Origin of the sequence: Pseudomonas sp. ADAK13, from assembly GCF_012935715.1 — a bacterium.
Lineage (GTDB): Bacteria > Pseudomonadota > Gammaproteobacteria > Pseudomonadales > Pseudomonadaceae > Aquipseudomonas.
Genome location: NZ_CP052860.1, coordinates 6,670,936 through 6,694,147, shown reverse-complemented (window position 1 = coordinate 6,694,147; position 23,212 = coordinate 6,670,936). Strand labels below are relative to the sequence as shown.

General features: G+C 56.6%; 19 protein-coding genes and 2 pseudogenes. 14 read left to right on the top strand and 7 right to left on the bottom strand.

All coding sequences use genetic code 11. The annotated features are described in order from the left end of the window. Positions 1-201: 201 nt before the first annotated feature. The 7 genes and pseudogenes from HKK54_RS30920 to HKK54_RS30890 form a co-directional block, all read left to right on the top strand. Positions 202-390 (top strand): annotated as a pseudogene (locus HKK54_RS30920) (FKBP-type peptidyl-prolyl cis-trans isomerase); the annotation flags it as partial. A 724-nt stretch (positions 391-1,114) separates the two neighbouring features. Further along, positions 1,115-1,672: a hypothetical protein gene (locus HKK54_RS30915; protein WP_169388950.1), complete on the top strand. Its 558-nt coding sequence runs from the start codon at positions 1,115-1,117 to the stop codon at positions 1,670-1,672. Then, complete coding sequence (locus HKK54_RS30910) at positions 1,669-1,998, top strand: hypothetical protein (protein ID WP_169388949.1); 330 nt, start codon at positions 1,669-1,671, stop codon at positions 1,996-1,998. Before HKK54_RS30915 ends, HKK54_RS30910 begins: the two co-directional genes overlap by 4 nt. Further along, entirely contained in the window at positions 1,998-2,378 is a 381-nt protein-coding gene (locus tag HKK54_RS30905; protein ID WP_169388948.1) for a hypothetical protein, read from the top strand. Before HKK54_RS30910 ends, HKK54_RS30905 begins: the two co-directional genes overlap by 1 nt. After that, positions 2,375-4,633: a hypothetical protein gene (locus HKK54_RS30900; protein ID WP_169388947.1), complete on the top strand. Its 2,259-nt coding sequence runs from the start codon at positions 2,375-2,377 to the stop codon at positions 4,631-4,633. Before HKK54_RS30905 ends, HKK54_RS30900 begins: the two co-directional genes overlap by 4 nt. 666 nt (positions 4,634-5,299) lie before the next feature. Beyond that, positions 5,300-6,532 carry a hypothetical protein gene (locus HKK54_RS30895; protein WP_169388946.1) on the top strand — a complete coding sequence of 411 codons (1,233 nt, stop codon included), beginning with the start codon at positions 5,300-5,302 and terminating at the stop codon, positions 6,530-6,532. A gap of 94 nt (positions 6,533-6,626) precedes the next feature. Further along, a complete protein-coding gene (locus tag HKK54_RS30890) occupies positions 6,627-7,781 on the top strand; it encodes a hypothetical protein (protein WP_169388945.1) in 1,155 nt (384 codons plus the stop codon). A 274-nt stretch (positions 7,782-8,055) separates the two neighbouring features. Here HKK54_RS30890 and HKK54_RS30885 read toward each other — a convergent pair whose 3' ends face one another. Then, entirely contained in the window at positions 8,056-8,253 is a 198-nt protein-coding gene (locus HKK54_RS30885; RefSeq protein ID WP_169388944.1) for a hypothetical protein, read from the bottom strand. Positions 8,254-8,453: 200 nt separating this feature from the next. Between HKK54_RS30885 and HKK54_RS30880 the strand changes: the two genes are divergently transcribed. After that, on the top strand, positions 8,454-9,065 hold the full coding sequence (locus tag HKK54_RS30880) for a recombinase family protein (RefSeq protein WP_169388943.1): 612 nt from the start codon (positions 8,454-8,456) through the stop codon (positions 9,063-9,065). Positions 9,066-9,523: 458 nt separating this feature from the next. Next, positions 9,524-10,138: a hypothetical protein gene (locus HKK54_RS30875; RefSeq protein ID WP_169388942.1), complete on the top strand. Its 615-nt coding sequence runs from the start codon at positions 9,524-9,526 to the stop codon at positions 10,136-10,138. Between the two features lie 84 nt (positions 10,139-10,222). On the opposite strand, the gene HKK54_RS30870 is transcribed toward HKK54_RS30875, so the two are convergent. Both HKK54_RS30870 and HKK54_RS30865 read right to left on the bottom strand, forming a co-directional pair. Further along, positions 10,223-10,645, bottom strand: coding sequence for a hypothetical protein (locus tag HKK54_RS30870; RefSeq protein ID WP_169388941.1), 423 nt, complete (start codon positions 10,643-10,645; stop codon positions 10,223-10,225). Positions 10,646-10,694: 49 nt separating this feature from the next. Continuing rightward, positions 10,695-12,299 carry a recombinase family protein gene (locus HKK54_RS30865; protein ID WP_169388940.1) on the bottom strand — a complete coding sequence of 535 codons (1,605 nt, stop codon included), beginning with the start codon at positions 12,297-12,299 and terminating at the stop codon, positions 10,695-10,697. A gap of 56 nt (positions 12,300-12,355) precedes the next feature. On the opposite strand from HKK54_RS30865, the pseudogene HKK54_RS30860 reads away from it, so the two are divergent. From HKK54_RS30860 to HKK54_RS30840, 5 genes and pseudogenes are all read left to right on the top strand, one after another. Continuing rightward, positions 12,356-12,523 (top strand): annotated as a pseudogene (locus tag HKK54_RS30860) (FKBP-type peptidyl-prolyl cis-trans isomerase); the annotation flags it as partial. Positions 12,524-12,535: 12 nt separating this feature from the next. Next, positions 12,536-13,138 carry a GNAT family N-acetyltransferase gene (locus tag HKK54_RS30855; protein ID WP_169388939.1) on the top strand — a complete coding sequence of 201 codons (603 nt, stop codon included), beginning with the start codon at positions 12,536-12,538 and terminating at the stop codon, positions 13,136-13,138. Between the two features lie 561 nt (positions 13,139-13,699). Beyond that, positions 13,700-14,416 carry an MgtC/SapB family protein gene (locus HKK54_RS30850; protein ID WP_010172203.1) on the top strand — a complete coding sequence of 239 codons (717 nt, stop codon included), beginning with the start codon at positions 13,700-13,702 and terminating at the stop codon, positions 14,414-14,416. A 291-nt stretch (positions 14,417-14,707) separates the two neighbouring features. After that, entirely contained in the window at positions 14,708-15,334 is a 627-nt protein-coding gene (locus HKK54_RS30845) for a response regulator transcription factor (RefSeq protein ID WP_010172201.1), read from the top strand. 1 nt (position 15,335) lies between these two features. Beyond that, positions 15,336-18,968 (top strand): transporter substrate-binding domain-containing protein, encoded by a 3,633-nt coding sequence (locus tag HKK54_RS30840; protein WP_169388938.1) that lies wholly within the window; start codon positions 15,336-15,338, stop codon positions 18,966-18,968. Here the strand turns inward: HKK54_RS30840 and dkgB are convergent. The 4 genes from dkgB to HKK54_RS30820 form a co-directional block, all read right to left on the bottom strand. Next, positions 18,965-19,768, bottom strand: coding sequence for a 2,5-didehydrogluconate reductase DkgB (gene dkgB / locus HKK54_RS30835; RefSeq protein WP_010172196.1), 804 nt, complete (start codon positions 19,766-19,768; stop codon positions 18,965-18,967). The genes HKK54_RS30840 and dkgB overlap by 4 nt on opposite strands. Positions 19,769-19,984: 216 nt before the next feature. Further along, the gene (locus HKK54_RS30830) at positions 19,985-20,911 is read right to left on the bottom strand and encodes an ABC transporter substrate-binding protein (RefSeq protein WP_169388937.1); all 927 of its coding nucleotides are present in this window, start codon (positions 20,909-20,911) and stop codon (positions 19,985-19,987) included. Then, positions 20,908-21,252 carry a (2Fe-2S) ferredoxin domain-containing protein gene (locus HKK54_RS30825; protein WP_032881958.1) on the bottom strand — a complete coding sequence of 115 codons (345 nt, stop codon included), beginning with the start codon at positions 21,250-21,252 and terminating at the stop codon, positions 20,908-20,910. The genes HKK54_RS30830 and HKK54_RS30825 overlap by 4 nt, the downstream gene beginning before the upstream one ends. Then, positions 21,252-23,186, bottom strand: a complete 1,935-nt coding sequence (locus HKK54_RS30820; RefSeq protein WP_169388936.1) for a TonB-dependent receptor plug domain-containing protein — start codon at positions 23,184-23,186, stop codon at positions 21,252-21,254. The genes HKK54_RS30825 and HKK54_RS30820 overlap by 1 nt, the downstream gene beginning before the upstream one ends. Between the last annotated feature and the right edge of the window lie 26 nt (positions 23,187-23,212).

Here is a 23,212-nt window from a genome sequence, read left to right as displayed (position 1 = left end):
TCTTATTTTTATGCAACCAAGGGTGGTTGTCTTTTTATAAGAGGGGAAGTGATGGCGGAGGGTAAGTCGGCTGCTTCCGCTTGGGTTGTAGGTCGGTTCCGGTAGCTGATGTTGGTCCATCAGGTGCAACATCGCCGCCAAATGCATTGTCCGTCCTGAAAACGTAAACTGAGCCTGTTTCCGGCACAACGAGAAAACACCATGAGCAACGAACTGCAAATCACCGACATCCGCCTCGGCGACGGCAAGACCGTGGTCAAGGGCGCCCTGATCACCACCCAATACACTGGCACCCTCGAAGACGGCACGGTGTTCGATTCCTCCTGGGAGCGCGGCAAGCCGTTTCAATGCGTGATCGGTACCGGGCGCGTTATCAAAGGCTGGGAGCAAGTATTTCATATGTAGGTTTATTCTTCGGGTTGGCGCTTATACCATAAATACTGGAATTTATGTGTGGCGATACTGCCATTGTATGCAGCTATCATGCCTAAAAGTGAAATATCGGTTGACAAAATGACGTTTCGCGTGGTATACTTAGTCAGATAAGTAAGAGAAATATTCTCTCTCGCTTCTCCCCCCCCCCTTTCTCCTTGAGGCTTTCACGAGCTTCAAAACCCGGCCCGGCTTCCATCCGTCCAAGCGCCAGCAGTTCGCCGGTCGATAACTGTTAGATACAGAGTGCGGACTTTGTATCGGCCACCGCCCTTGGCTCTTCGAATGGGCAACTAATTCAGCAGCACACACTCAAGGCAGGCGCCTACAGCTACTGCCTTTTTTTGTACCCGCGATTAAGTTCCACTGCATTACCACTACAACCTCAAGAGGAAGCCGCATATGGCCCAACGAGTAACACGCGCCTGCAAGAATCCGGCGTGTCAAAAGACATTTGAGAGTCGAACAGTCCGTTCGCTCTACTGTTGCAAACAGTGCAACACCGAGTATCACCGTCGCAATAGAAGTAAGACAGTCACTATCGGGCGGTTATCTGTGACCTTTGAAGACTGTAATCCAGAGCTGACCCTTGACCAACTTGAAGCGATAGTTCGGCAGGAATTGACGCCGGAACTGATCGAACTAATCCATTCAGACAAACCAATCCAGCTAGGAGAATCCCATGCTTAAATCCATTGATTCAAGAGAACTGCAAACCCGCAAAGCAGCAGCCGAAGAACAATTCTGTGGCCGTAAGGCTGGGATTAATCACTTTGCAAACGTTGACCCAGCAACAGGGCGCCCCGTCGGTGGATACCAAGACGGCGGTATTGAAGCTGTACTCGTGAAGTATGCCGAAGACTTGATTCCGACATACATCGAGTACACAGCAAAAGGGTACACAATTACAACAATTGGCACTGTCGCCATCAACGCCAATACTTGGGAAATCTACTTTAACCGTCCAGAGGGTCAGGTCAAACCAATGCTTGCAGCAATCCTGCATAAGGTTGAGGCCGATTACAGGGCAGAGATTGAAACTCATAACGAGAAGTTTATTCAAGATCAAGTGGACGCCCAGCTACGCGTTGATACTGCTCGAGAAGAACGTGAACAGGCTAAAGCCGTTGCCGAGAAGCGTGCTTTGGTGGAAGTAGAAATTAGAGCAACGTTCCATCCACCTCAAGAGACAACCGCACCTGTGCAAACTCCAGCTCCTGCGAAAGGGAAACGTTCGTGATCGACAATCTAACCCGGCAACTGCTAACCAAGTATTTGCCCAGCGATCCAAGGCTACAGCAAGAGCCCTTACAAGCTCCTACAGCAATAACTAAGAGTGAGGCGCTACCATCGCAAGCCCCTGCAACTAAAAGCCCCTCAGGGGCAGCTACAGACATGTTGGTGGTTATGGATTCGCGCGAGTACAGCGAAGACACTATCTTGAAGGCAGTTGTTGACTTTAATAGAGAACACCCAAAGTACATGTCACACTCATTTACCTTACCTATAGCCATCAATGGTATTGCTGCTGGTAGCTGGGTAATAACGGATATCGAGGATATTTAATGGTGAGAATCGCTACACCGAAACGAACTCTGAATAAAGAGCAGCAATACCACAGCATCACTCGTATTACCGGCTCACGTAACATTACAGGCTTGGCCTGTGCATTGGGTCAATACCTTCGCAGCTATATCGCCCCAGACATCAAATTCAGTTACAAGTGGGTTAGGCTTCCTGATGGCACGGTCTACTTTGCTCTGGTTGGCTCAAGAGCTGTACAGGATGTATTCGAACAATACCTGGCAATCAATCAAGGTGACTACTTCGACCAGACGAGCTTTGTTAGCTTTGGGCGAAATGACCGGGCATTTAACCGAGTGTTCAACGGGCACTTCGAGCAGCGCCAGTTGCCCTACGGTTTCGCCAGTGGGGGTAGTCAGTGAGTGTCCATGACGAAGAGATTGCACGCCTAACAGGTACGCTGGTATTCGATGTAAAGGCAGGCCCGCTGCTTGCGTTTGAGCAAATGCTAAAACGAGTACAGGCCAGTATGGTCGGTGTGATGCGTACAGCCGACGAACTTAACACGCGATTGGATAGGAAGTTCAGTATTTCAACCAAGCGTAACGCATCAATATCTGCTAATGCAGCAGCTCAGAAGAGTCTCGACAAACAGATTGCCGCTGAGGGAAAGCTGGCTCGACTACGACAGTCACAGTTCAGGGCTCAACTTGCCGAGCAAAAGCTAACTTCTGCGGGCAATCGCGAAGCTGCATTCCTGCAAAGTGCATCCTTGAAACAACAAGTCACTGCCGCCGTGCTGTCAGCCAAACAACGCAAGGCCGAGCAAGAGAGTCTAAAAGTTGATCTTGGTAGGGCGAAGCTACAGGCCACAGCTGAACAGTCAAAGGTTCGAGAGGCGCGACTAGCTGACATTCTGCAACGTCGCCAAGAACGAACGGTGAAATTACAGCAGGAGGCTGCACTACATCAGACTAAGCTCCAGCGCGCCGAGACCGGATTACTTGCGGCTCGTGAGCGTGGAGTTAGGCTTGCTGAGCGCCATCAAGCATCCAAACTTGCGGCAACTCTCCGCGAAAGTCGGGCCGCTGTACGGGCTGAACAAGGCGCCGGTAGATACTCGATGGCTCAAGACCGTTTTGCGGCTTGGAAATCTCGTCAGGATCGTCCAGAGAGCGGCGGGCTAGGCGGGTTAACCGTGGGCCTTGGCGCCGCTGGAGCAGCCTTGTACGCCCTTACAGAGGCTGCCGGTTATCTTGGTAAGCGTATCGAACAGCGCCAAGAAACAGCCGCCGACAATCAGCAGTTCGACAATACGCTTTTGGCGGCGGGTAGCACCGATAAGGAGCGGGCACGAATCAAAGCAGCGTACATCGGCAACAGCCAAGAGTACGGAATGAAGATCGACCGCGAATCCGCCGTCGCTTACTCGAACATGATTCAAGGCTTCCGGGCTCAGGGGAAAACACTGGAAGAGGCCATCCAGTTGCAGAAGGATCAAGCCGCAGTGTTCCGTATCGGTAACTTGGACAAGACGCAGCAATACTCCGCCGCCCTCCAGCTCAATCAGGGTTACTCGAAAGACCGATTCATGGGGCAGGATCTACGCCCTCTGACCGACGCCCTTGGCACACGTCTAACAACGATCCTATACCAAGCAATTGGTAAGGCGCTTGGTTACAAAGGTGACGTGAACAAGCTCGCCGGTTTCCTGCTGGAAGCGCAACACGATGGCAAGGTGAACGGTGCGATGGTTCAACAGGGTCTACGTGACATCGTAGCCCAATCACCGGAGCTACTTGAACGTCACAAGCGCTCCTTGGATGCACAGGCTGTACGTGTTGAGAACGATCAGTACTTGCGGAGCGTAGGGGTTAACGAAAATCCCGAGCTGATTGCCGCTCTAGGTGATCGCCTGACAGCGGAGCGTCAGTTGATTGAAAGCGCCACTGGCCTACAAAACGCTTTTAGAGACTTCGATACCGTATTGGTGAAGCTTCAAACCAGCATGCTTAACATGCTGGCAGGCAAGAACGCCGACAATAGCGAGAAAACCTCGCAACAAAGGGCCGATGAGGTGGGGGCGGGCTTCTTGATCGAGGGTAGCGGTATTGATCCCTACGCCCTTAATGGCGGAGGGGCCGGTTCTCGCACTACCCAGCAAAAGCTAGATGCTGATGCACTTGATCCAATTTCCAAGCTCTGGCGTCTGCTGGGTGTCGGTAGAGACCTCCAATCGGTTGCCGAGGATAACCGCGCTCGCTGGGGGCAAGTTGGTTTCAGCGACCACGCTCCGCTGGACCCGAGACTGCCAGCACTTGATACGTCAGGGCTCAATACTCGTGCGCTTCCTGACTTCGGCAAACATCTTGAAGAGCTGTTGAGCCAGTCTGACCCAAACAATGCAGTTGCCAGAGTTGCCGCCCAAGCAGTTGCAACAGCTTCACGTGCTACGCCGGGAAGTAGCGGGTACATGGTTTCTGATGATGTTGCGCGACCTTCCAAGGGCGAGACCGTAACGAACAACGTTACGAACAATACGCCAGTAAACGTTGAAGTGAATATCACTGCCAAGACCGATGCAAGTGCATCTGATATTGGGGCCGCTGTCAGCGGGCAAGTCCGTGAAGAGTTGCAGAAAGCCTTCCAGAGCTACCTCCCGAAGGAGGTTCAGTGAGATACGAAGACATTGCAGCGCGTGCCGACTACCACGCTGCTGCAACCCAATACGTGATCGAAACATACGGAGAGCAAGTTGCTCTCCAGTATCCAGATGTCGCTGACACCGTTTGGTCTTGCGTGATGATGGGTATGCCAGAAGGGCTTTGCTGGATAACAATTCTGGGCGATCACAGGTTGCCACCGCCAGAGCGTGACTAACAAACAATCATGCCTCTAGTAGGCGAATGCTTCCTCTCGCATATGCCGCAACCCGCGTTACATAAGGGCTGGAGCCTCTTTTCAGTGGACGTCTTCCGTGTGCCTCGCACACAACATTACCCACTCACAGGAGAACCAATATATGGCTAGGCCATACGAATTCACATCATCGGGGGCGGCGCTTACAGCCGCCATGACTCTGTGCGGGACAACCCGCAAACGGTTCATTGTTCAAGAAGTGATTAACCACCAAGGGCTCCACCGCTGGGTGGTAGTTCACCCGGATGGTAATCCGGCCATTCCCTATCTGGAGTTTTCAGCATGAAGACATGCACATGCCGCGCCTGTGGGCGAGCTTTCACCGTTTCCAAGCCAATGCCCTTTTGTTCCGGGGCATGCCGTATCACGTACCAATCAGATAACCAAACCAATACCTCGACGACCCAAGTAGGAGTCAGCACTAGTGACAACAGCAGCACCGAGCAAGAAGCCCACCACTAAGGCAGTTTACCGCCGTCCGACATGCCCTGAATGTAAACAACGATTCCGTACAAAGAGCGCTACAGCCATCTACTGCACACGTCAGTGCAAACAGCTCGCCGCCTCCACCAAGAGACGAACTGCACGCCTTGCCAAAGCAACCAACTCCGCCTTCTTGTACCACTTGGCCTACGAATGCGAACGTGCAGGCACCCTGCAAATCCTCACCGGCCATACAGTTGAATCATTGCTAGCCCTGCACGACGTATACAAACTCAAGCTCAAGGCCAACCAATACGGCCAGTCCAAAGACTTTGAGATCAGCCACATTGCCCCAGTGCAAGGCCACGCCTTCATTGGCCTCTACCACGCTGAAAACCTTGTAGTGGCGCCGACTCACCTCAATCGCGCTCACGGTACGAAATACTACGGCCATGGCCTCAGCATTAGCCGCAGTGCCTTGGTATCCAAACATGCTGTAGCCAAAGGATCGCCACGCAAACAAACCGTAGAACGCATCATCGCTTTCCTTGGGCCTGATGTGGTAGCCGAGCTGGTGAAGGTCGCCAAGATCCAATCAACCCAGCGTCATGCCCTGACAGCGTGGTTACATGATCACCTCGACCCAGCTGTACCGGAGCACCGTGATTACCTAGACAGCCTCGACGGCATGACCACTCAAGCCTTGAGGGCTCTCAAGGCGACATTGGAAGGCAAGGAGGGGGGTGCGGCTTTTGTGGTGAAGACCACCACGTACACGGCCTCTGACGTGTTCCTGCTAGAGCTTGAGCGCCACTCTACGTACCGGCCAGAACTAGCCCATGTAATGAACATCCTGCGGAAGCGTGTAGCCCCGTTTACATCACAGCACTTGAGTCGGATCACTCTCAACACCCATGAGCAGCATGCAGTCTTTGACCTGTTACACGGCAAGTCTGTTGAAGCCCTCCAAGACGTACTGAGCGAATACATCGCCCGCCACACCAGCATCATGGATCACGGTGAACGTATCCCGGCATACAAGCCCATTGTGTTCAGCGTGAGGCCCAAGCAAACAGCAACATCAGTCATTCCCGTTGTACAGGCTCCCGCAAGGGTGTTGGCGAGACTGAAGGGGTTTGCTGAATCTCTTGATGACCCAGTGCTAGACGTGGTTCCGGTGATGCCTCTGGTACGTCAACCGGTGGTAGTTGATCCGCTTCCGTGGGAGCGGTAGGCACCTTAGTAGCTCCCTCCGGTGCATACTTTTTTGTACGCTTATTGCGCTATAGTGGCTTTTTGAAATTGCGTATTTACTCTACAGGACGTTTATGAAAGCACTGATTGGCTCTGCACTTCTTTGTACCTTCACATGTTTCGCTTACGCTGCTAGTGTGCCGAATATCACTAATCAGACTTACGCAAACGCGAAGCAGGCGCTGGTCGTATCGGGGCTAGCGCCGCTTACTCAGGGTGAAGTAGAGCGCGTCACCACTGAGTCTCTTGACGGCATGGACCCCAGTGTTAGCCAGCAGCGTATTCAAGGCCGACCAGAGGTGGAGTCTTGCGGGGGCATAGGGTTTTGCAATTACCTATTCAAGAACAGTGCAGGCGAGATTTACAGTGTCAGCGTTTACATTCCTGAGGGGGGTGGTGCCGACCGCGTTGAGCGTCTGGAAAAAACCCCATACCGGTTGGAGCTGCGTGATGTTAACAACGCTTCTAAGGTAGCCCCGGCGACTGTTGCGCTGAATGCCTTGCAGGCGAGAATTTCTGCCGACCAGTGCGACGAACTTTGCATCAAGAGCGAACTCAGCAAGATAATGCCGAAGAGCCCGCCGAAGATTGGGTCTACTCCGGACTTGCTAACGGGTAAGTCTATCCCTGATTACCGGAATCTCAATATCGTTGAGCTGATGATGGCTACTCGGCAGCATGGAATGGGCACTGTTACGGTGAACCCACCTGAACATCAGCTTCAGACCGTTCCTGTTTCAAAGGCGCTCTACCTGGCGTCGGATAAGTCAGTTCGCACATGCGTAGAGGCAGGGAAAGGCATGACCTGCACCCTAGTGTTTATGGATAACCGGGGCTACATGTTGAAGGTGGACATGACTGGTGCCGATTTGGGTAGCATGCGTTCGTCGGCTGTCTGGCTCGCAAACTCAGATGACGATATGAAGGGTGTCTCCGAAGAGTCACAGCGCTTCAATGTCCAGATGATGCGTGATGAGAAGCTCGCCAAGGATGATCCGAAAATTTTCCGCTCCGCCATGAAGCGACGTTATGAGAAAGCTACGGAGCGGCAGATGTCAGTCGTTCAGGGCTTAGAACTGAACACAAAAGACAGCGCAACTTGTGACCGCTTGATCAATCGCGCTTATCTTTTCGTGGGCAGTGCTAGCCCGGAGTCGGCAAAGGAGCGTTCCATCGACGAAACAATCCTAATCTTGAGTCGGTCTGGGTGCCTCATACAGCCTCTGTAACGGCAGATGTGCGGAACCCTCAATGCACGAAAACTACCTGTAAACCCCCATGAAACCCAATGCCTCTTGTAGGCGCTATCCCTGCGCCTAGTTCTGGAGCCCAGTGTTTCCGTGGAGTGTGGGGATCGAGGGCTAAGCTTTTTCCCGTGACTACGCTCAAATCGAGGTTTTGACGTCAGAACGCTCAAAATGAACCGGAACCACCGTTTTTCAGCGGGACGACAACATCCAGCCCGGCCCATGATGCGAGCCGGGTTCGGTGAGGGAGAGTGCCTTAGCCCTTGGTTAGGCCAATCCGTTTAACTTCATCGTATATGGCGCTGAGAACAAGCCAGAACCCAGCAAACACAGCGCCAATGACGAAGCCACCAACACCGCCCATTAGCCCGTATGCGTGGTAGCCAACGAACGCCAATATCGCAATGGCGAAGTAGCATAGGAAGTCGTTTAAGCGAATGATTCCGTCTTTCATGGGTAGCTCCTTTTTTGGAGCAATCAGATTGCCACTACCTATCCCGCAGGTGCAACGCTATCAATCATCTATACCGATACGGGTATACCCTATCGAGTACTATTCATCTGATGCTTTTGGTGTACCGATAATATCGCTTTAATAACCCTAACCAGTACGACTATAATCGGTACATTCAAAACGGTACGGGAGGGGTTGGGATGTTTGTACGTGCATATTTGCGGGCATCGGCTGATGACCAAGACGCCACAAGGGCAAGAGATGAATTGAAGGCTTTCGCTGCTGAGCATGGTCAGCGTGTTGCGGCGTGGTACATCGAGAACGAATCCGGCTCAACTCTTCAACGTCCTGAACTGTTCCGTTTGCTGGATGATTGCGAAGTCGGTGACATTTTGCTGGTTGAGCAGGTTGACCGCTTGTCGCGCCTCAATGAGGCAGATTGGAAAAAGCTCCGTGCCATCCTCGACACCAAGGGGGTGCTGGTAGTGGCGCTGGACTTGCCAACTAGCTATGTAGCAATGCAGCCAGTGCGTAAGGGAGATGACTTCACAGGGCGTATGCTGGCCGCGATCAACACCATGTTGTTAGATATGTTGGCTGCTGTTGCACGAAAGGATTACGAAGACAGACGCCGCCGTCAGGCTCAAGGCATCGAGAAGGCTAAGGCTGCTGATGTGTATCAGGGGCGTCCAGCCGACTTGAAACTGCATACCCGTATCAAAGACTGCCTAGCCAGCGGCATGTCTCTTCGCAAAACAGCTACTACTGTTGGATGTGCTTTGAGTACGGTCCAGCGTGTAGCCAAAGCCTGACTGTAACGCCCTCTAGAGCCCGCCACGAGCGGGCTTCGCCGTCTCTAACACCTGCCCACAGCGCAACGCTCTACGACATCCAGAATTGAACCCGGCGGCACCCAGTCCAGCATTTATTTTTTATTCACTTGGCTTTTGAGTGCGAGTAAGGACCGCTCGTTAAGCACCTCTAGCGGCGACCTAAATTCCACCAGCCACGCCTAGTCCGTCTCTTATGGGCACCAAAAAATTCAGCGGGGCAGGGTAGGTCAGGATTATTTCTGACAGGATGAGAATCAATCGCCATCGAGTTGCAATGTCGCCAGAAAAACGGGCATGACTTCCTAGGAGTAGGCTTTTGCGCCAGTTACATTACCCTCTGATAGAATGAGATTTTGACGTGCTAGGAAGAGCTTAAATTGAAGGGATTGCGACGAAAGATCGTCGGCGGGTTGTTAGCCGCTACTGGTGTGATAGCAGTGGCATTGACCAACTACTTTGTCGAACATGGCGAGCTTCCCGCATGGTTGTCTAAGATAGTAGCGTGGTGTATCGAGTTTGGTGCGTTCGCAGTCCCAATCCCGTTTTGGGCAGTATTTACGGTTTTGATCAGTATCATCGTGAGCTTGATCGGGATCACATGCCTGTATGAACGGCAAGCGGGTAAGAATTTCTCTTACACGGTTGAGCTTGAGACTGCTTATCGTGAATTAAGATCTAAGTGTAGCGAGATAGAAAAGTCCAAAGCGGAGTTAGAGGCTGCTTACGCCGATCTACAAGAGTCCAATGCCCAACTGACGCAAGAGGTTCATGCAAAACCTCAGTCCGAAGAGCAGTCTGAGGATGCTCTCCCTACTTTAGCCTTTAGGCTGCTATACACTATCGCTGAATTTACTGATGCTGACATCAAACCCACTCTACGCACACTACGTACGACATTGAATGTCGGGAGTGTTGAGACTCAAGGTAGTATTGATATTCTGCTGGAGAATAAGTTGCTGGGATTAGTTGTTACTGGTGACGGCCTCGCTTATGAGTTCACCCCTAAGGGGCGTGCATTTTATTTAGGTCGCAGAACTTCGGGGGCGTCGTGACCTTCGGTCGGTAGTGATCACCTGTCAGCCGCGCTGACGATAAGCAGACTCTAGGGTGGGAGTAGGTGCATCGTCCAACTTTACTCATGGTTTGTCTAGCAGTGCAGTAACCAGCGGCACTAGGATGGAGATCATGACAGCTAAGCCCGACAGAGCAGTCGCCCATTTGAATTTACTGCTTTCCTCTTGCAGGCCCGCAAGCACAGATGCAAGAAGTGGAAAGTTGACGCAACGATTTTCCTCCCCGGCTATCGTAGTGTAGAACGCAACTTTACTACCGTCCTCTCTGGTGTAACCGTACTTTTGTTGTAGGTGGTAGTAAAGCCTGCCAAATACTATGTCGTGGTCTACATTCAGTTTTTTGGCCACCGTCTTGCAATGGATTGGCACGAAGATCTTGGATTTACGTCTGCTTTGTACATCTGACTCACATGCATAATTTTTGAATTCTTTGTAGTACATCTTATAGATGGTGCTGAGGATCTTAAGGTCGGAGGGCGATTTCATCAGTGTCTTCCTTGGTTTAGTAGGGTGCGTTCTAGGCGTCGGATAAGGGTCACTCATTCTGCCGTTGTAGGTTTGCGTAGTCGTCTTCCAGCCATACTGACTCGGCAACGTCCTCAACGTCGAATGGTTCCCAGTATGGATGTTCATTGAGGGTGGGCTTGTCTACCAAGATCAGTTTCTCTCCGTTCAGGAGCTTGTACTTATCTTTCCCACGGTCAACCCCGGCATATCGAAATGTTGTTTCGGCGTGGGTGGATGTGATTCGCCCGTCAGCGTGAACAGTGATCGAGTAGCCAACTGTTCGTAGCATGGCGGCAAGACGCTGTGGATCCTCTTTCTCCAAGGACCAAATGTCTCCCTGAGTTTTCCAGCCTTGTGCAGCCGGTGCGACCACTGTTGCACGCAAGAGAACCACGGCTCTTTCGGCGGCATCACGGTCGGCCTGTGCATGACGTAGAGCTTCGATCAATTCGGGCATTATTCCGACTTGGCTTATCGTCTGGGCAAGGTTCTCCACCTTCCTGCTGATAGCCGTCAGCGCGGCTTCATGGCCTAGGATTTCCTTCTCGTTAACGCCGAGCTGTTGCTGTGCTATCGCCTGCTGAGCCGCCCTAGGTGACGTATAGGAATAGATTCTGTCCATCACAGGCTTTGGTACGGTGTGGGAGTTTTCACAACCCTTGAGATTCTGTCTGGTACGGCAGCGCAGGGAGTGGGGCAGGCCATCCTTGTTCTGCATGATGTAGTTCTTGCCACATGATCCGCACTGCACTAGTCCCACAAGGAAGTTGTTAGCCGTTTTCACTGGGCGGTTTGTTCGTACCGCCGCTGCGTGAATCTGTGCTCTGTAGAACAGGCTTGGCTCAATGATGACCGGGTACACGTCGTCAATAATCTGATGTTCTGGCGTACCGGCAAGCGTCTCCCATTTGCCGATAACTGCTTTATTCCGTAGCCAGCCTTCGACGGTAGGACCGCTGCATTTGGCGAGACGATCTACCCCAGATTCACGCATCCTTTTAGCTATCGTCGCCTTGCCCAGCCCAGATACGTACAGTTCAAAAGCGATCTTGACCCAATGTGCAACATCGTCACGAACAGTGCCGTCACTGTTAAGCCACGCAGGTGTCATACGCTTTGGAGTGGTTCCATTTTTGGCCGCAGTACGGCGGATGGCATACGAGTCAGTCATACGTCTGGCGAGTGCTTCGGAGTATCCGTGTGCCGCTTGGATCTTCGCTACAAGCAGGAATATTTGGGTGCCACCCACAGACGCTTTCGTGTACTCCGTGCCGTCGTCTAGCGTAACGATGGCTACGCCAGCTTGAAGGATTGGGGCAATGATCAGAGTGAGCATTTCCAGCGGAGCGAGGCGCCCGGCGCGGTCCATGGCTTCCACAAGAACTACGTCACCAGCGTGGATAGCCCCTTTTTCGATTGCATAGAGAAGTTCTCCAAATCCACCACCGGCTTCGATATGTTCGCCGTGGTATCCACTCTTGGATAGATCTTTGAATCTCAAGTCACCTAGCACGTATTCCGGGTGATTGCTCAACCATTCGGCAATCATGGACTCTTGGCGCTCTACGCTTGATCCACCTTTCTGTCGGGCACTGGAGAATCGAATGTATGAAATTGCCTGTTTCTTCTGCATTAGGGCGCCCCTGCCGTGGTGATTGATAAGGTAGCAGATGCTAGGGTTACATGTGAAAAGGCTGGGACCAAGGCCTGATGGGCATGAAAGTTGGCGGTATTCGCACTTTGTTTGTGCCGGCGCACCTGGCTTACGGTGAGCGGTCGATGGGCGCGCATATCACGCCCAACAGCAATCTGCGGTTTGAGATCGAGTTGCTGGAAGTACTCACACGGGATGATTGAGGAGCGATGAACATGGAGGTTGTTGAAACAGTGGAGTTGCCGCGCAGTTCAATAGCGGGCATTCGGGTGGTGGAGCTGACCCTTGAGGATGAGGCCGAGCTGCAGCGCTTTTTCGAGGCGGCGCCGGAGTATTTCCGTGCGGTGAATGGTGAACCTGCCACGCCCACTGAGGCACGGGATGAGTTGACGCTTCAGTTGCCTGACACCTGGAGCTACACACGGATGTACTGGATTGGCTACCGCGATGCCGAAGGGCAACTGGTGGCGGTGGTGAATGTGGCGTCTGATCTGCTGGCGGTCGGGGTGTGGCATATCGGGCTGTTGTTGGTGGCCACGCCGTTGCACGGCAGCGGGTTTGCGCACCAGTTGCATGCGGATTTCCAGGACTGGGTGGTGAGCCTTGGGGCGCGCTGGTTGCGGCTGACGGTGGTGGTAGGGAATGCCAAGGCCGAGCGCTTTTGGCCCAGGCTTGGGTATGTTCAGGTGCGTACCCGGGATGGGGTAGAGATGGGGCGGCAGGTGAATCGGGTTTCCATTCAGGTGAAGCTGCTGGAGGGAGGGCAGATCGACGAGTACCTGTCGCTGGTCGTCCGTGATCGACCCGGGGCGATATAGACAGTCCACCCGGAATTTTCAGGTGTACACCTCCAGTGTGGGAGCTGGCTTGCCTGCGATGGCGGTGGTTCAGTGATGAATTGGCTGGCTGACACTCCGCCATCGCAGGCAAGCCAGCTCCCACATTTCATTGGTGCCATGTTCAATATCTTTGCTTGAAGACCCACCTGAACCCTCCCTGAAGAACCTCCCCAAACCCATTGGGTAAATTTTCCTACGGTTTACTCTCCTGAAATCACAGCGTAAGCTTCGCGCGTTTTCATCAATAGCGGAGACCCTCAGTGGGTACTTGTTCGAGTGACAGTCGTCGGCCGGTCTCGATAACCGGCACATACTTGGCAAGATAACGCGCATTTTTCCGATGCCGTTGTCTCGCCCAACAGCGAGAAGCGGCATCCCGGTGGCGGCCTGTCCTGGCCCGATCCCGAATTCCCTCTCATCGACACTTGACGGTACGTGATGCCTTGCATCGCGGTACTACGGACGCGCCTGTCTGCTGACCCAGACGCTGAAGGTTTCTATATCCGCAAGTTTGGCTCGTAAAGAATAGGGAAGACGCCTATGCAAGCAATCAACAACATCAACCTCAACTCGCTGGTCGACACGCTGGTCAGCCTCACTGCGGCCTTCATTCTCGGTGGGCTGATTGGTTTCGAACGCCAGTACCGCCAGCGCACGGCGGGCTTGCGCACCAACGTGCTGGTGGCGGTGGGGGCGGCGATTTTCGTCGACATGGCCAACCGCCTGGGCGGCGCCGAAGGGGCGGTGCGGGTCGTGGCCTACGTGGTCTCGGGCATCGGTTTTCTCGGTGCCGGCGTGATCATGCGGGAAGAAGGCAATGTGCGCGGGCTCAATACCGCTGCTACGCTCTGGGCCTCGGCGGCGGTGGGCGCCTGTGCCGGTGCCGACCTGATCCTGGAAGCGCTGCTGGGCACACTGTTTGTGCTGGCGGCCAATACCTTGCTGCGACCGATCGTCAATAACATCAACCGCCAGCCATTGGACGTGGTGTCGGCCGAGGTGACCAACATTCTGTACGTGGTGGCCCGGCGTACCCAGCAAAAGGCGGTACTGGCCTTGCTTGAAGCCGAACTTGCACGTTGCAACTACCCGGCCAGCGATGTGGACGTGCGGCCCTTTGGTCCTGAAGAGGTGGAAATCGAGGCGACGCTGGCCGTGACCTCGGTGGACGGTGATGAACTGGACGCCCTGGTGGCGCGTATTTCCACCTCGACCCTGGTGGTACAGGCGTTCTGGAGCCCGAGTACCACCGACTAGGCCGCTTCTGCTCCCAGGGAGCCGGCTGTTTACTATGCTCCTAGTGAGGAAAAGTCCTACATAAGCCTAGGACTATCCCTTCAGTTGTTGCGTCATTCCATTGGTAAGGTTGCGCGCTTGCGACTAGCCAGGCACGCAGGTGCCGCTACCCATGGCCAGGCGTTTTTCAAGTGAAGGGACCCGCTATTGTTTGTAGGAATGTTCAGCTCCGTTCGTCGGAACTGGTATTTCTCACAGGTAGATAGGTCCCGTGTGATGTGTAACGGTACTGAATCCTCCCAGGGGAGCCCTATGAGCAAAGCTTTAATCGTGGATGACCATCCATTTATCCGCGCCACCGTGCGGTTTCTGTTGAAACAGGAAGGTTTCGATACGATCTACGAGGCCGGTAACGGCGCCGACGCGATGCAGATTGCCAGGGAGGAGCGCCCTGAACTGATCATCCTCGACCTGGCCATGCCGAAGTTGGGTGGCCTGGAGGTGATCAGCCGGATCAAGGCGCTGGGCCTGCCCTGCAAAATCCTGGTGCTGACGTCCTACCTTGCGGTGTTTTTTTCCACCCGTTGCATGCGCGCCGGTGCGATGGGGTTTGTCGCCAAGACCGGCGAGCTGGATGAGCTGCAAAAAGCGATCAAGGCTGTGATGTCCAACTACAGCTGCTTTCCCAGCTTGCCCACCAGCTCGGTGCGCCGTGACGATTTACAGTCCACTGAACAGGACCTGGTGGCGGAGCTTTCCGACCGCGAGTTGACCGTGCTGCAGAAGCTCGCGCTGGGGCTGGGCAACAAGGAAATCGCCGAAGACATGCTGCTCAGCCACAAGACCATCAGCACCTATAAAACCCGCCTGAAGGAGAAGCTGAGAATGTCGTCGGTGGTGCATTTATCCAAGTTCGCCCAGCGCAATCACTTGATCTGAAATGACCACACTCCGGGTCCTGTGGCTCAGTGCAAGCGTATGGCTGGGCTTGCTCTGTATACATAGCCCGGCCCTGGGTGAGCCTCGGCCCCTGTTGCTGTTGGGGCACTCTCTCCTCGAAACCCCGGCAGCCGCGCTGGATGAAGCTGACTGGCGCTGGTTACGCGAGCGCCGCCGCTTGTTGATGGGGATCTCGGGGCCCGATTACGCGCCGTTTGAGTTGAGCAGCAACGATGAGCTTGAAGGGATCACGGCGGATTACACGGCGCTGATCGGCGATGCGTTGAACGTCAGGATCGAAGTGCGTCGCTACGACAATCGCGATGCGGTCATCACTGCGCTCAAGCGCGGCGAGGTGGACTTTGTGGGGTCGGCCAACGGTTACGAAGCGGCTGACCCGCAGCTTGTGCTGTCGCGCTCCTACGCCATGGATCAACCCACCCTGGTCACCCGTTCCGGCGACAGCCAATCCCTGAGTGCAGACCTCGCCGGCAAGCGTGTGGCGATGTTCTATCACTATATGCAGCCGGATGCGGTCCAGGCGTTTTACCCCCATGCCCGGATAGAGCTGTTCCCATCGAGTTTCGAGGCCATCGGTGCCGTGGCGTTCGGCCAGGCAGATGTCTACCTGGGCGACGCCATCAGCACCAATTACCTGATCAACCGCAACCACTTGAACAACGTTCGGATGGCTGACTTCTCGTCACTGGAAGTCAACCCGTTCGGCTTCGCATTTGCCCGGGACAACACCCGCCTGCTGCGTATCGTCAATGGCGCACTGGCCGTCATTCCGGCCAGTGAGCAGATGGAAATCCTGCGGCGCTGGAGTGCCGGCAATCTAGGGGTCCTGGGGTCGGACCGGCTGCGCTTGAGTGCCAGTGAGCAGCGTTGGCTGGAGCGGCACCCACGGATAAAGGTGGCGGTGCTCGACAAGTTCCTGCCCATTTCATTTCTCGGCAAACAGGCCGAGTTTGAAGGCCTGAGCGCCGAGGTATTGGCCCGCATCAGCTTGCGCACCGGGTTGAAATTCGACGTGGTCGCCGGCACCTCATTGCCCCAGCAGCTTGACAAGGTCAGCGCGGGCGCAGCGGACATGATTGCAGTCGTGACCCCCGGCAATGAGCACGCCGACAAGGTGCGCATTACCCGACCTTACCTGATCAACCCGTATGTACTGGTCAGTCGTACCGACGCCGGCAACCCGCTCACCCTGGAAGACATGGCCGGCAGGCGCCTGGCATTGCTGGGTGGCAATAGCCAACAGGAAAGCATCGCCCGGGACTATCCCACCATCAAGTTTGTGCCCGCCGAGAACCCCGAACAGAGCATGGCGCTGGTGGCCAACGGCAGTGCCGATGCCGCCGTCATTACGTTGATCGGTGCGCGCTACATCATCGCCCGCGAGTACCGTGACCGGTTACGGGTGACCAGCACCATCGGCTCCGAACCGGCCCGCATCGCATTTGGTGTCAACCGCAGCCAATTGGAGCTGTATTCGATCCTCGACAAGGCGCTGCTGAGCATCACGCCACAGGAAATGGATGATTTGACTGGCCACTGGCGCAGCGAAGTCGTAATTGAAGACAGCTATTGGTCGCGCCACCGCAATGCGATCATCCAGGGCTTCGGCCTGGCGGCGTTGCTGCTGCTGATCACCCTGGGCTGGGCAATTTATCTGCGCCGCCTGATACGCAAGCGGGCCCAGGCCGAGCGTGCGCTGAGTGACCAGATGCGGTTTATGAGCGCGTTGATCGATGGCACGCCCCATCCGATTTACGTGCGTGATCGCCTGGGACGGTTGATGGCATGCAACAGTGCTTATCTTGATGTGTTCGGTTTCAAGCTGGAGGACGTGGTGGGCAAAACGGTGGTCGAGACCGACACCGGCAACCGCCCTCAGGCGCAGTCGTTTCATGAGGACTACCTGCGGTTGATGGAGCGGGGCGAGCCGCAGATTCACGACCGCGTGCTCAAGGTGCCGGGTGGCACGGCCCTGACGATTTACCACTGGATGCTGCCGTACCGCGACGGTGATGAGCAGGTGGTGGGCATGATCGCCGGCTGGGTGGATGTCAGCGAGAGGCAACACCTGCTGGGCCAGCTGCAGGAGGCCAAGGAGGACGCCGACGCTGCCAACCGTGCCAAGACCACCTTCCTAGCAACCATGAGCCATGAGATACGCACGCCCATGAACGCTGTGATCGGCATGCTCGAACTGGCCTTGAAGGCCGCCGAACAGGGGCGGGCCGACCACGATGCGCTGGAGGTGGCCGCCGATGCGTCGCGGGGCATGCTGGAGTTGATCGGCGATATCCTCGATATCGCACGCATTGAGTCGGGCCACCTGTCCCTGGCCATGGAGTCGTCGAACCTGCATGAGTTACTGACGTCTGTGGCGCGGGTGTTCGATGGCCTGGCGCGGGCCAAGGGGTTGGTATTGCAGGTGGAACTCGACCCGCTGATTGATCGATATGTGCTGGTGGACCCGATGCGTTTCAAGCAGGTGGTGTCGAACCTGCTGAGCAACGCCATCAAGTTCACCCCCCAGGGCCAGGTGAAGCTGGGCGCTTCCGGCTCCTCGGCGATTGCCAACGGGTACCTGAACCTCAGGCTGTGGGTGGAAGACACCGGCATCGGCATCAGTGTCGAAGACCAGAAACGCCTGTTCAACCCGTTTATCCAGGGCAGCAACACCGCGCAATCGGCGCGCAGTGGCTCGGGCCTGGGCCTGGTCATCAGCCGCAACCTGTGCGAGATGATGGGTGGCCAGTTGCAGTTGAGCAGCCTGCTGGGGCAGGGCACGCGGGTGGACGTCACCCTGGCACTGGCGGTCGCCGACCCGGCGTTGATGCCGGCCGTCTCCATTGCCCTGGAAACCCCTCCGGCCAACGCGCTGAGCATTCTGGTGGTGGATGACTACCCCGCCAACCGCTTACTGCTGGCCCGGCAGTTGAGTTTTCTGGGGCATCGAATCACCACCGCCGAAGATGGCGTCGAGGGGCTTGAGCGCTGGTTGTCGGGGCAGTTTGACGGGGTGATTACCGACTGCAACATGCCGTTCAAGGACGGCTACGAACTGGCACGGGATATCCGCACCCTGGAGCGCGAGCGCGGTCTGGCGCCGTGCCTGCTGCTGGGGTTTACCGCTAATGCTCAGCCGGAGGAGGTCAAGCGTTGCCGCCAGGCCGGCATGGACGGCTGCCTGTTCAAACCCACCGGGCTTGAGGATTTGCACGCGGCCCTGGCGTCGCGCACGGCGACGCCTTCGGTGGCCCCGGGTGAGGCGTTATCGGGTGTGGACTTGAGCCATCTGGAGAAATTGACCGGGGGCGATATCGACGCGGTCAAAGAACTGCTGGTGCCGCTGCTCGACAGCCTTGAGACGGACCACGGGCAACTGGCGACATTACAAAAGACCGCAGACTTTGCCCGCCTGCATGACCTCGCTCATCGCACCAAGGGTGGCGCAAGGATGGTCAAGGCCCAGGCCCTGATGGACTGCTGTGAGCAACTGGAGAAGGCCTGCGAGCGACAGGCCCATGACGAACTGGCCGGCGCTGTCGCCGCTGTGGACCACGCGCTGGGCCAGTTGCATCACACGCTGTCGCTCTATTGCAACCCGCCCGGGGTTTAGTCCCAGTTCGGCGCGATGCCTTTGGGGCTGGTCAGGCGATGGCCGCGCTCCAGGCCTGCAATCTGCGCCATGTCGGCGTCAGTCAAGGTCAGGTCCAGCGCCTTGAGGTTGCTGGCAAGGTTGGCGCGTTTGGTCGACGATGGAATCACCGCGTAGCCCAGTTGCATGGCCCAGGCCAGGGTCACTTGCGCCGGGGTGGCGTGATGACGGTCGGCGATCTGCTGGATCACCGGGTCTTTCAGCACTTCGCCGTAGGCCAGGGTCATGTAGGAGGTGATCTGGATGCCCTGGGCCTTGGCAAAATCCACCACCGTGCGGTTTTGCAGGTACGGGTGCAATTCGATCTGGTTGGTCGCGATATGCTCGGCACCGACGGCGGCAATCGCCTGCTTCATCAGGTCGACGGTGAAGTTGGAAATGCCGATCTGCCGGGTCAGGCCCTGGCGCTTGGCTTCCAGCAACTGGCCCATGAATTCGGCGACCGGCACCTGGTCTTCCGGCGATGGCCAGTGGATCAGGGTCAGGTCCAGGTAATCGGTCTGGAGTTTGCGCAGGCTTTCCTTGAGGCTGGGAATCAACTGGCCTTCGGCGAAGTTGGCGATCCAGATTTTGCTGGTGATAAACAGCTCGTCCCGTGGGATGCCGCTGTCGGCAATGGCCTGGCCGACATCGGCTTCGTTTTCGTAGATTTGCGCGGTGTCGATGACACGGTAGCCCAGCTCCAGGCCGGTGCTGACGGAGTCGATGACGACCTGGCCTTGCAGGCGGAACGTGCCGAGGCCGAATGCGGGAATGGACATGGGTGACTCCTGAAGTGATGTGAACAATGGAGTCGAGTATCGGCTCCTCGTTCCTTCAGAAAAACCGCTGAATCCGAAAAGGACTCTTTACCAAAAGTCATGAGTGGTGAGGAGCAAAAGCAAACACGGCCCGATGTAGGCGCTGGCTTGCCGGCGATGCAGGCGACCCGGTCTTTCAGATACACCGAGGGGATGCCATCGCCGGCAAGCCAGCTCCTACGGAAGTTCAGCCAGTTTTTTGAATTGCCTCGCCAGCTCCAACACCACCCGGCCGCTGCTTACGGTGGGCACCAAATGGGTAAACGGAATATCGATCATCCGGTTCTCCCGCACTGCCCGCAGGCGCGACAACACCGGGTCACTGGTCAACAACTGGCGCTTCCTGCTGGCCGGCGACCACACCGCGTCCGCCAGCAAAATCACATCCGGGTCGCTCATCAGCAGGGTTTCACGGCTCACGGTGACGCGGTATTGGTTGATCCCGGCAAACACATTCCGCGCCCCGGCAGCCGCCACCAGCGTGGTGACGAAGCCGCGCCGGCCTTCGCTGTCCAGGCCGTTGACTTCACTGTCCAGGTAAAACACCGACAGCGGTTTACCCTCGCCAATCAGCGCCTGGGCACGGGCCAGGTCAGCGTCCATGGCATCGCTCAACTCACGTGCCCGCTGCTGTTTGTGCACCAGCGCGCCAAGGGTGAACAGGTCGTTGCGGATATGCCCGAAGTAATCCAGTGAGTGCCCGTCGCACGCCGACTCGAGCAAGTACGACGCCACCCCGTTGCCGGCCAGGCCAGTACGGGAAGTGACGCCGGTGCCGAACGCCGTGGCAAAACCACCGACCACCAAATCCGGTTTTTGCGCATAGAGCACTTCGCTGGACGGGTACTTGGGTGCGATCACCGGTACATCGAAGTACTCACCACGTGGGTGGGCCGCACCGTTGTCATCCAGATACGCCACGCCCACCAACGCCGGGCCAACGTCCAGCGCCAACAACAGGTCGGCAGCATGCTGGTTGAGAGCCACGATGCGCGAGGGTGCAGCGTGTTCGGCGGCCCAGGTCTGGTTGCAGTTGCGATAACTGTCGGCCCACACCGGCGCGGCGCAGAGCAGGGCGCCCAACAGCAGCCAGGGGGCTCTCATGGGCGCTCCTTGATCAGCAGATCCTCGACGACCTCGCCGCCCACCAGGTGCACTTCCACCAGTCGCTGCACATCGGCGTGGGTGTGCACGCCGTACCAGCAGGTGTCCGGGTACACCGTCACAATCGGCCCCAGGTTGCACGGGAACTGGCAGTGGGTGCGGGTCAGCAATACGCCGCCGGGTTTTTCGATGCGGTCGTGTGCCAGCAGGTGGCGGCGCAGGGTTTTCCACAGTTGCAGGGCACCACGCTGGGTACAGCGCGGGCCGGTGCACAGGAACACGTGACGGGCGTGGTCAGGTACGTGGGACCAGTCCGGGTGAGTTTCCACCGGCGTACTCATCAGAAGCGGTACGTGTAGCGGACTTCGGAGGTGAACGGCCGTCCGAGGTTGTCGACGTTGCTGGCGCGGCTGGTGACGTAGTCGCGGTCCAGCAGGTTCTCTACCAGCAGGCTGACGCGGTGCTGGTGGGCGTTGTCGAGGTAGCGATAGGCGTCGGCGTCGACCACGGTGTAGTTGCCGTACTCGACCTTTTTCGAGCTGACGATATCGCCGATGTAGCGCACGGCCGTGCCGGCGCCCCACATACGATCCACCGATTCATAGCCGACCCGCGAGCGGGCGAAGAACCCGGGGATGTCGTTGATGGTGACCCCGGCACGGGACTCGGTGAGGTTGCGGGTCATGTCGGCCTGCACGCTCCATTGCGCGTTGAGTTGCAGCGTGGCGTCGGCCTCGAAACCGCGCATCTGGATCTGGCCCTGGCCGTTGACCCACTGGATATCGTCCTGGGTGATCAGGTCGGTGATCTTGCGTTTGAACAGCGTGACACTGGCGCTGAAGTCCCGGGCAAACAGGCTGCCCTTGTAGTCGACGCCCAGCTCGGCGTTGCGGCTCTTCTCGGGCTTGAGGTTGCGATTGCCTTTTTCATCGTCTTCGTTGACGAACAGTTGCTCGGCGTTCGGCAGCTTGTAGGCGGTGCCGTATTGGCCGCGCAGGGCCCAGTTGTCGTTGAGATCATAGAGCGAAGTGAGCATGCCGACGGTGGCGCTGTCGCCGCCGCTCATGGCTTCGTGGCGTACGCCGATGCTCGGGTGCCAGTTCGGCAGGGCCTCGATGTTCGGCCGCAGTTGGGTGTACAGCGCGTGGGCCTGGGCCTTGTTGTCGTCGATGATCAATACATCGTCCTGGCCCTTGAACCACTGGTTGTCGGAACCGAATACCAGCACGTGCTCGCCCGGCAATATGGCCTTGCCTTCGGCCTGCACGCCCCAGTCGGTGAAGCCCCAGTAGTCGTCGTGATTCTTGACCACGGTGCCGCCGCCTTCGACATTGTTGATGCGGGTGTAGCGTGTGTCCCAGTCGTTGATATGGCCTTTGACGAAGTAGCTCAGGCGCTCGTTGAGGCTTTGCTCGAAGGTCGCCGTGGCGATCTGTTGCACGCGGTCGTTGGTGGTCTTGCGGTTGTCCACAGGACGGGCGAAATCCAGGTTGGCGTCGGCGTACTGGTAAAACAGCTCCAGGCGCGTGTCATCGCCAAACGACTGGATCGCCTTGGTGCCAAAGGTGGTGACTTCGTAGGAGCGCTTTTTGTCGGTGACGTTTTTCAGGTCGCGGTTGCGAAACGGCTGGTAGCCCTCGGAGACGTTGCGGCTGACGTAGGCCAGCAAGCCGAGGTCGCCAAACCCGTTGTTGAAAATCTTCTCGACCCGGGCATCGCCGGTGGTGCCGCCGAAGGTGTCCGCGCCCAGGTTCACTTCGCCGGACGCCTCGCGGGTTTGCGGGCTGCGGGTGACGATATTGATCACCCCCGACACCGCCTGAGTGCCGAACAGCAGGCTCTGGCCGCCCTTGAGCACTTCGATGCGCTCGATGGCGTTGGCGGGCAGGGTGTCCAGGTACAGGCCGCCGTACAGCCGGTTGTTCAGGCGCACGCCGTCCAGCAGGATCAACGTGTCATCGTTGCGCCCGCCCAGCAGGGAATAGGTGCCGTAGTCGAACGGGCCGTTCTTGGGCGCCACGTACAGGCCGGGAATGAACATCTGCATCACGCGCGAGACATCGGCAGCGGGGCCGGCGCGTTCAATCTGTTCGCGGGTGACGATCTCGACCTTGCTGCCGTACTGGGCCATGTCGGCCACGGTGGTGGACTCCACCGACGGCGCGGAAACGTTGAGTGGCTTGAGTTCGAGGGGGTTGTCGTCGGCCAGCAGCAGGGGGCTGAACAGGCAGCCGAACAACAGGCTGGGCACGGGAGTCTTGAAAGGTCGAATCATAGTCTTCTCGGAAAAGTATCTTTCGC

What these genes read in the sequence shown, in the direction of transcription:
- HKK54_RS30915 (WP_169388950.1), top strand. Translation starts at nt 1,115, where the DNA reads ATGCTTAAATCCATTGATTCAAGAGAACTGCAAACCCGCAAAGCAGCA.
- HKK54_RS30905 (WP_169388948.1), top strand. Translation starts at nt 1,998, where the DNA reads ATGGTGAGAATCGCTACACCGAAACGAACTCTGAATAAAGAGCAGCAA.
- HKK54_RS30890 (WP_169388945.1), top strand. Translation starts at nt 6,627, where the DNA reads ATGAAAGCACTGATTGGCTCTGCACTTCTTTGTACCTTCACATGTTTC.
- HKK54_RS30885 (WP_169388944.1), bottom strand. Translation starts at nt 8,253, where the DNA reads ATGAAAGACGGAATCATTCGCTTAAACGACTTCCTATGCTACTTCGCC.
- HKK54_RS30880 (WP_169388943.1), top strand. Translation starts at nt 8,454, where the DNA reads ATGTTTGTACGTGCATATTTGCGGGCATCGGCTGATGACCAAGACGCC.
- HKK54_RS30870 (WP_169388941.1), bottom strand. Translation starts at nt 10,645, where the DNA reads ATGAAATCGCCCTCCGACCTTAAGATCCTCAGCACCATCTATAAGATG.
- HKK54_RS30865 (WP_169388940.1), bottom strand. Translation starts at nt 12,299, where the DNA reads ATGCAGAAGAAACAGGCAATTTCATACATTCGATTCTCCAGTGCCCGA.
- HKK54_RS30855 (WP_169388939.1), top strand. Translation starts at nt 12,536, where the DNA reads ATGGAGGTTGTTGAAACAGTGGAGTTGCCGCGCAGTTCAATAGCGGGC.
- HKK54_RS30850 (WP_010172203.1), top strand. Translation starts at nt 13,700, where the DNA reads ATGCAAGCAATCAACAACATCAACCTCAACTCGCTGGTCGACACGCTG.
- HKK54_RS30845 (WP_010172201.1), top strand. Translation starts at nt 14,708, where the DNA reads ATGAGCAAAGCTTTAATCGTGGATGACCATCCATTTATCCGCGCCACC.
- HKK54_RS30840 (WP_169388938.1), top strand. Translation starts at nt 15,336, where the DNA reads ATGACCACACTCCGGGTCCTGTGGCTCAGTGCAAGCGTATGGCTGGGC.
- dkgB (WP_010172196.1), bottom strand. Translation starts at nt 19,768, where the DNA reads ATGTCCATTCCCGCATTCGGCCTCGGCACGTTCCGCCTGCAAGGCCAG.
- HKK54_RS30830 (WP_169388937.1), bottom strand. Translation starts at nt 20,911, where the DNA reads ATGAGAGCCCCCTGGCTGCTGTTGGGCGCCCTGCTCTGCGCCGCGCCG.
- HKK54_RS30825 (WP_032881958.1), bottom strand. Translation starts at nt 21,252, where the DNA reads ATGAGTACGCCGGTGGAAACTCACCCGGACTGGTCCCACGTACCTGAC.
- HKK54_RS30820 (WP_169388936.1), bottom strand. Translation starts at nt 23,186, where the DNA reads ATGATTCGACCTTTCAAGACTCCCGTGCCCAGCCTGTTGTTCGGCTGC.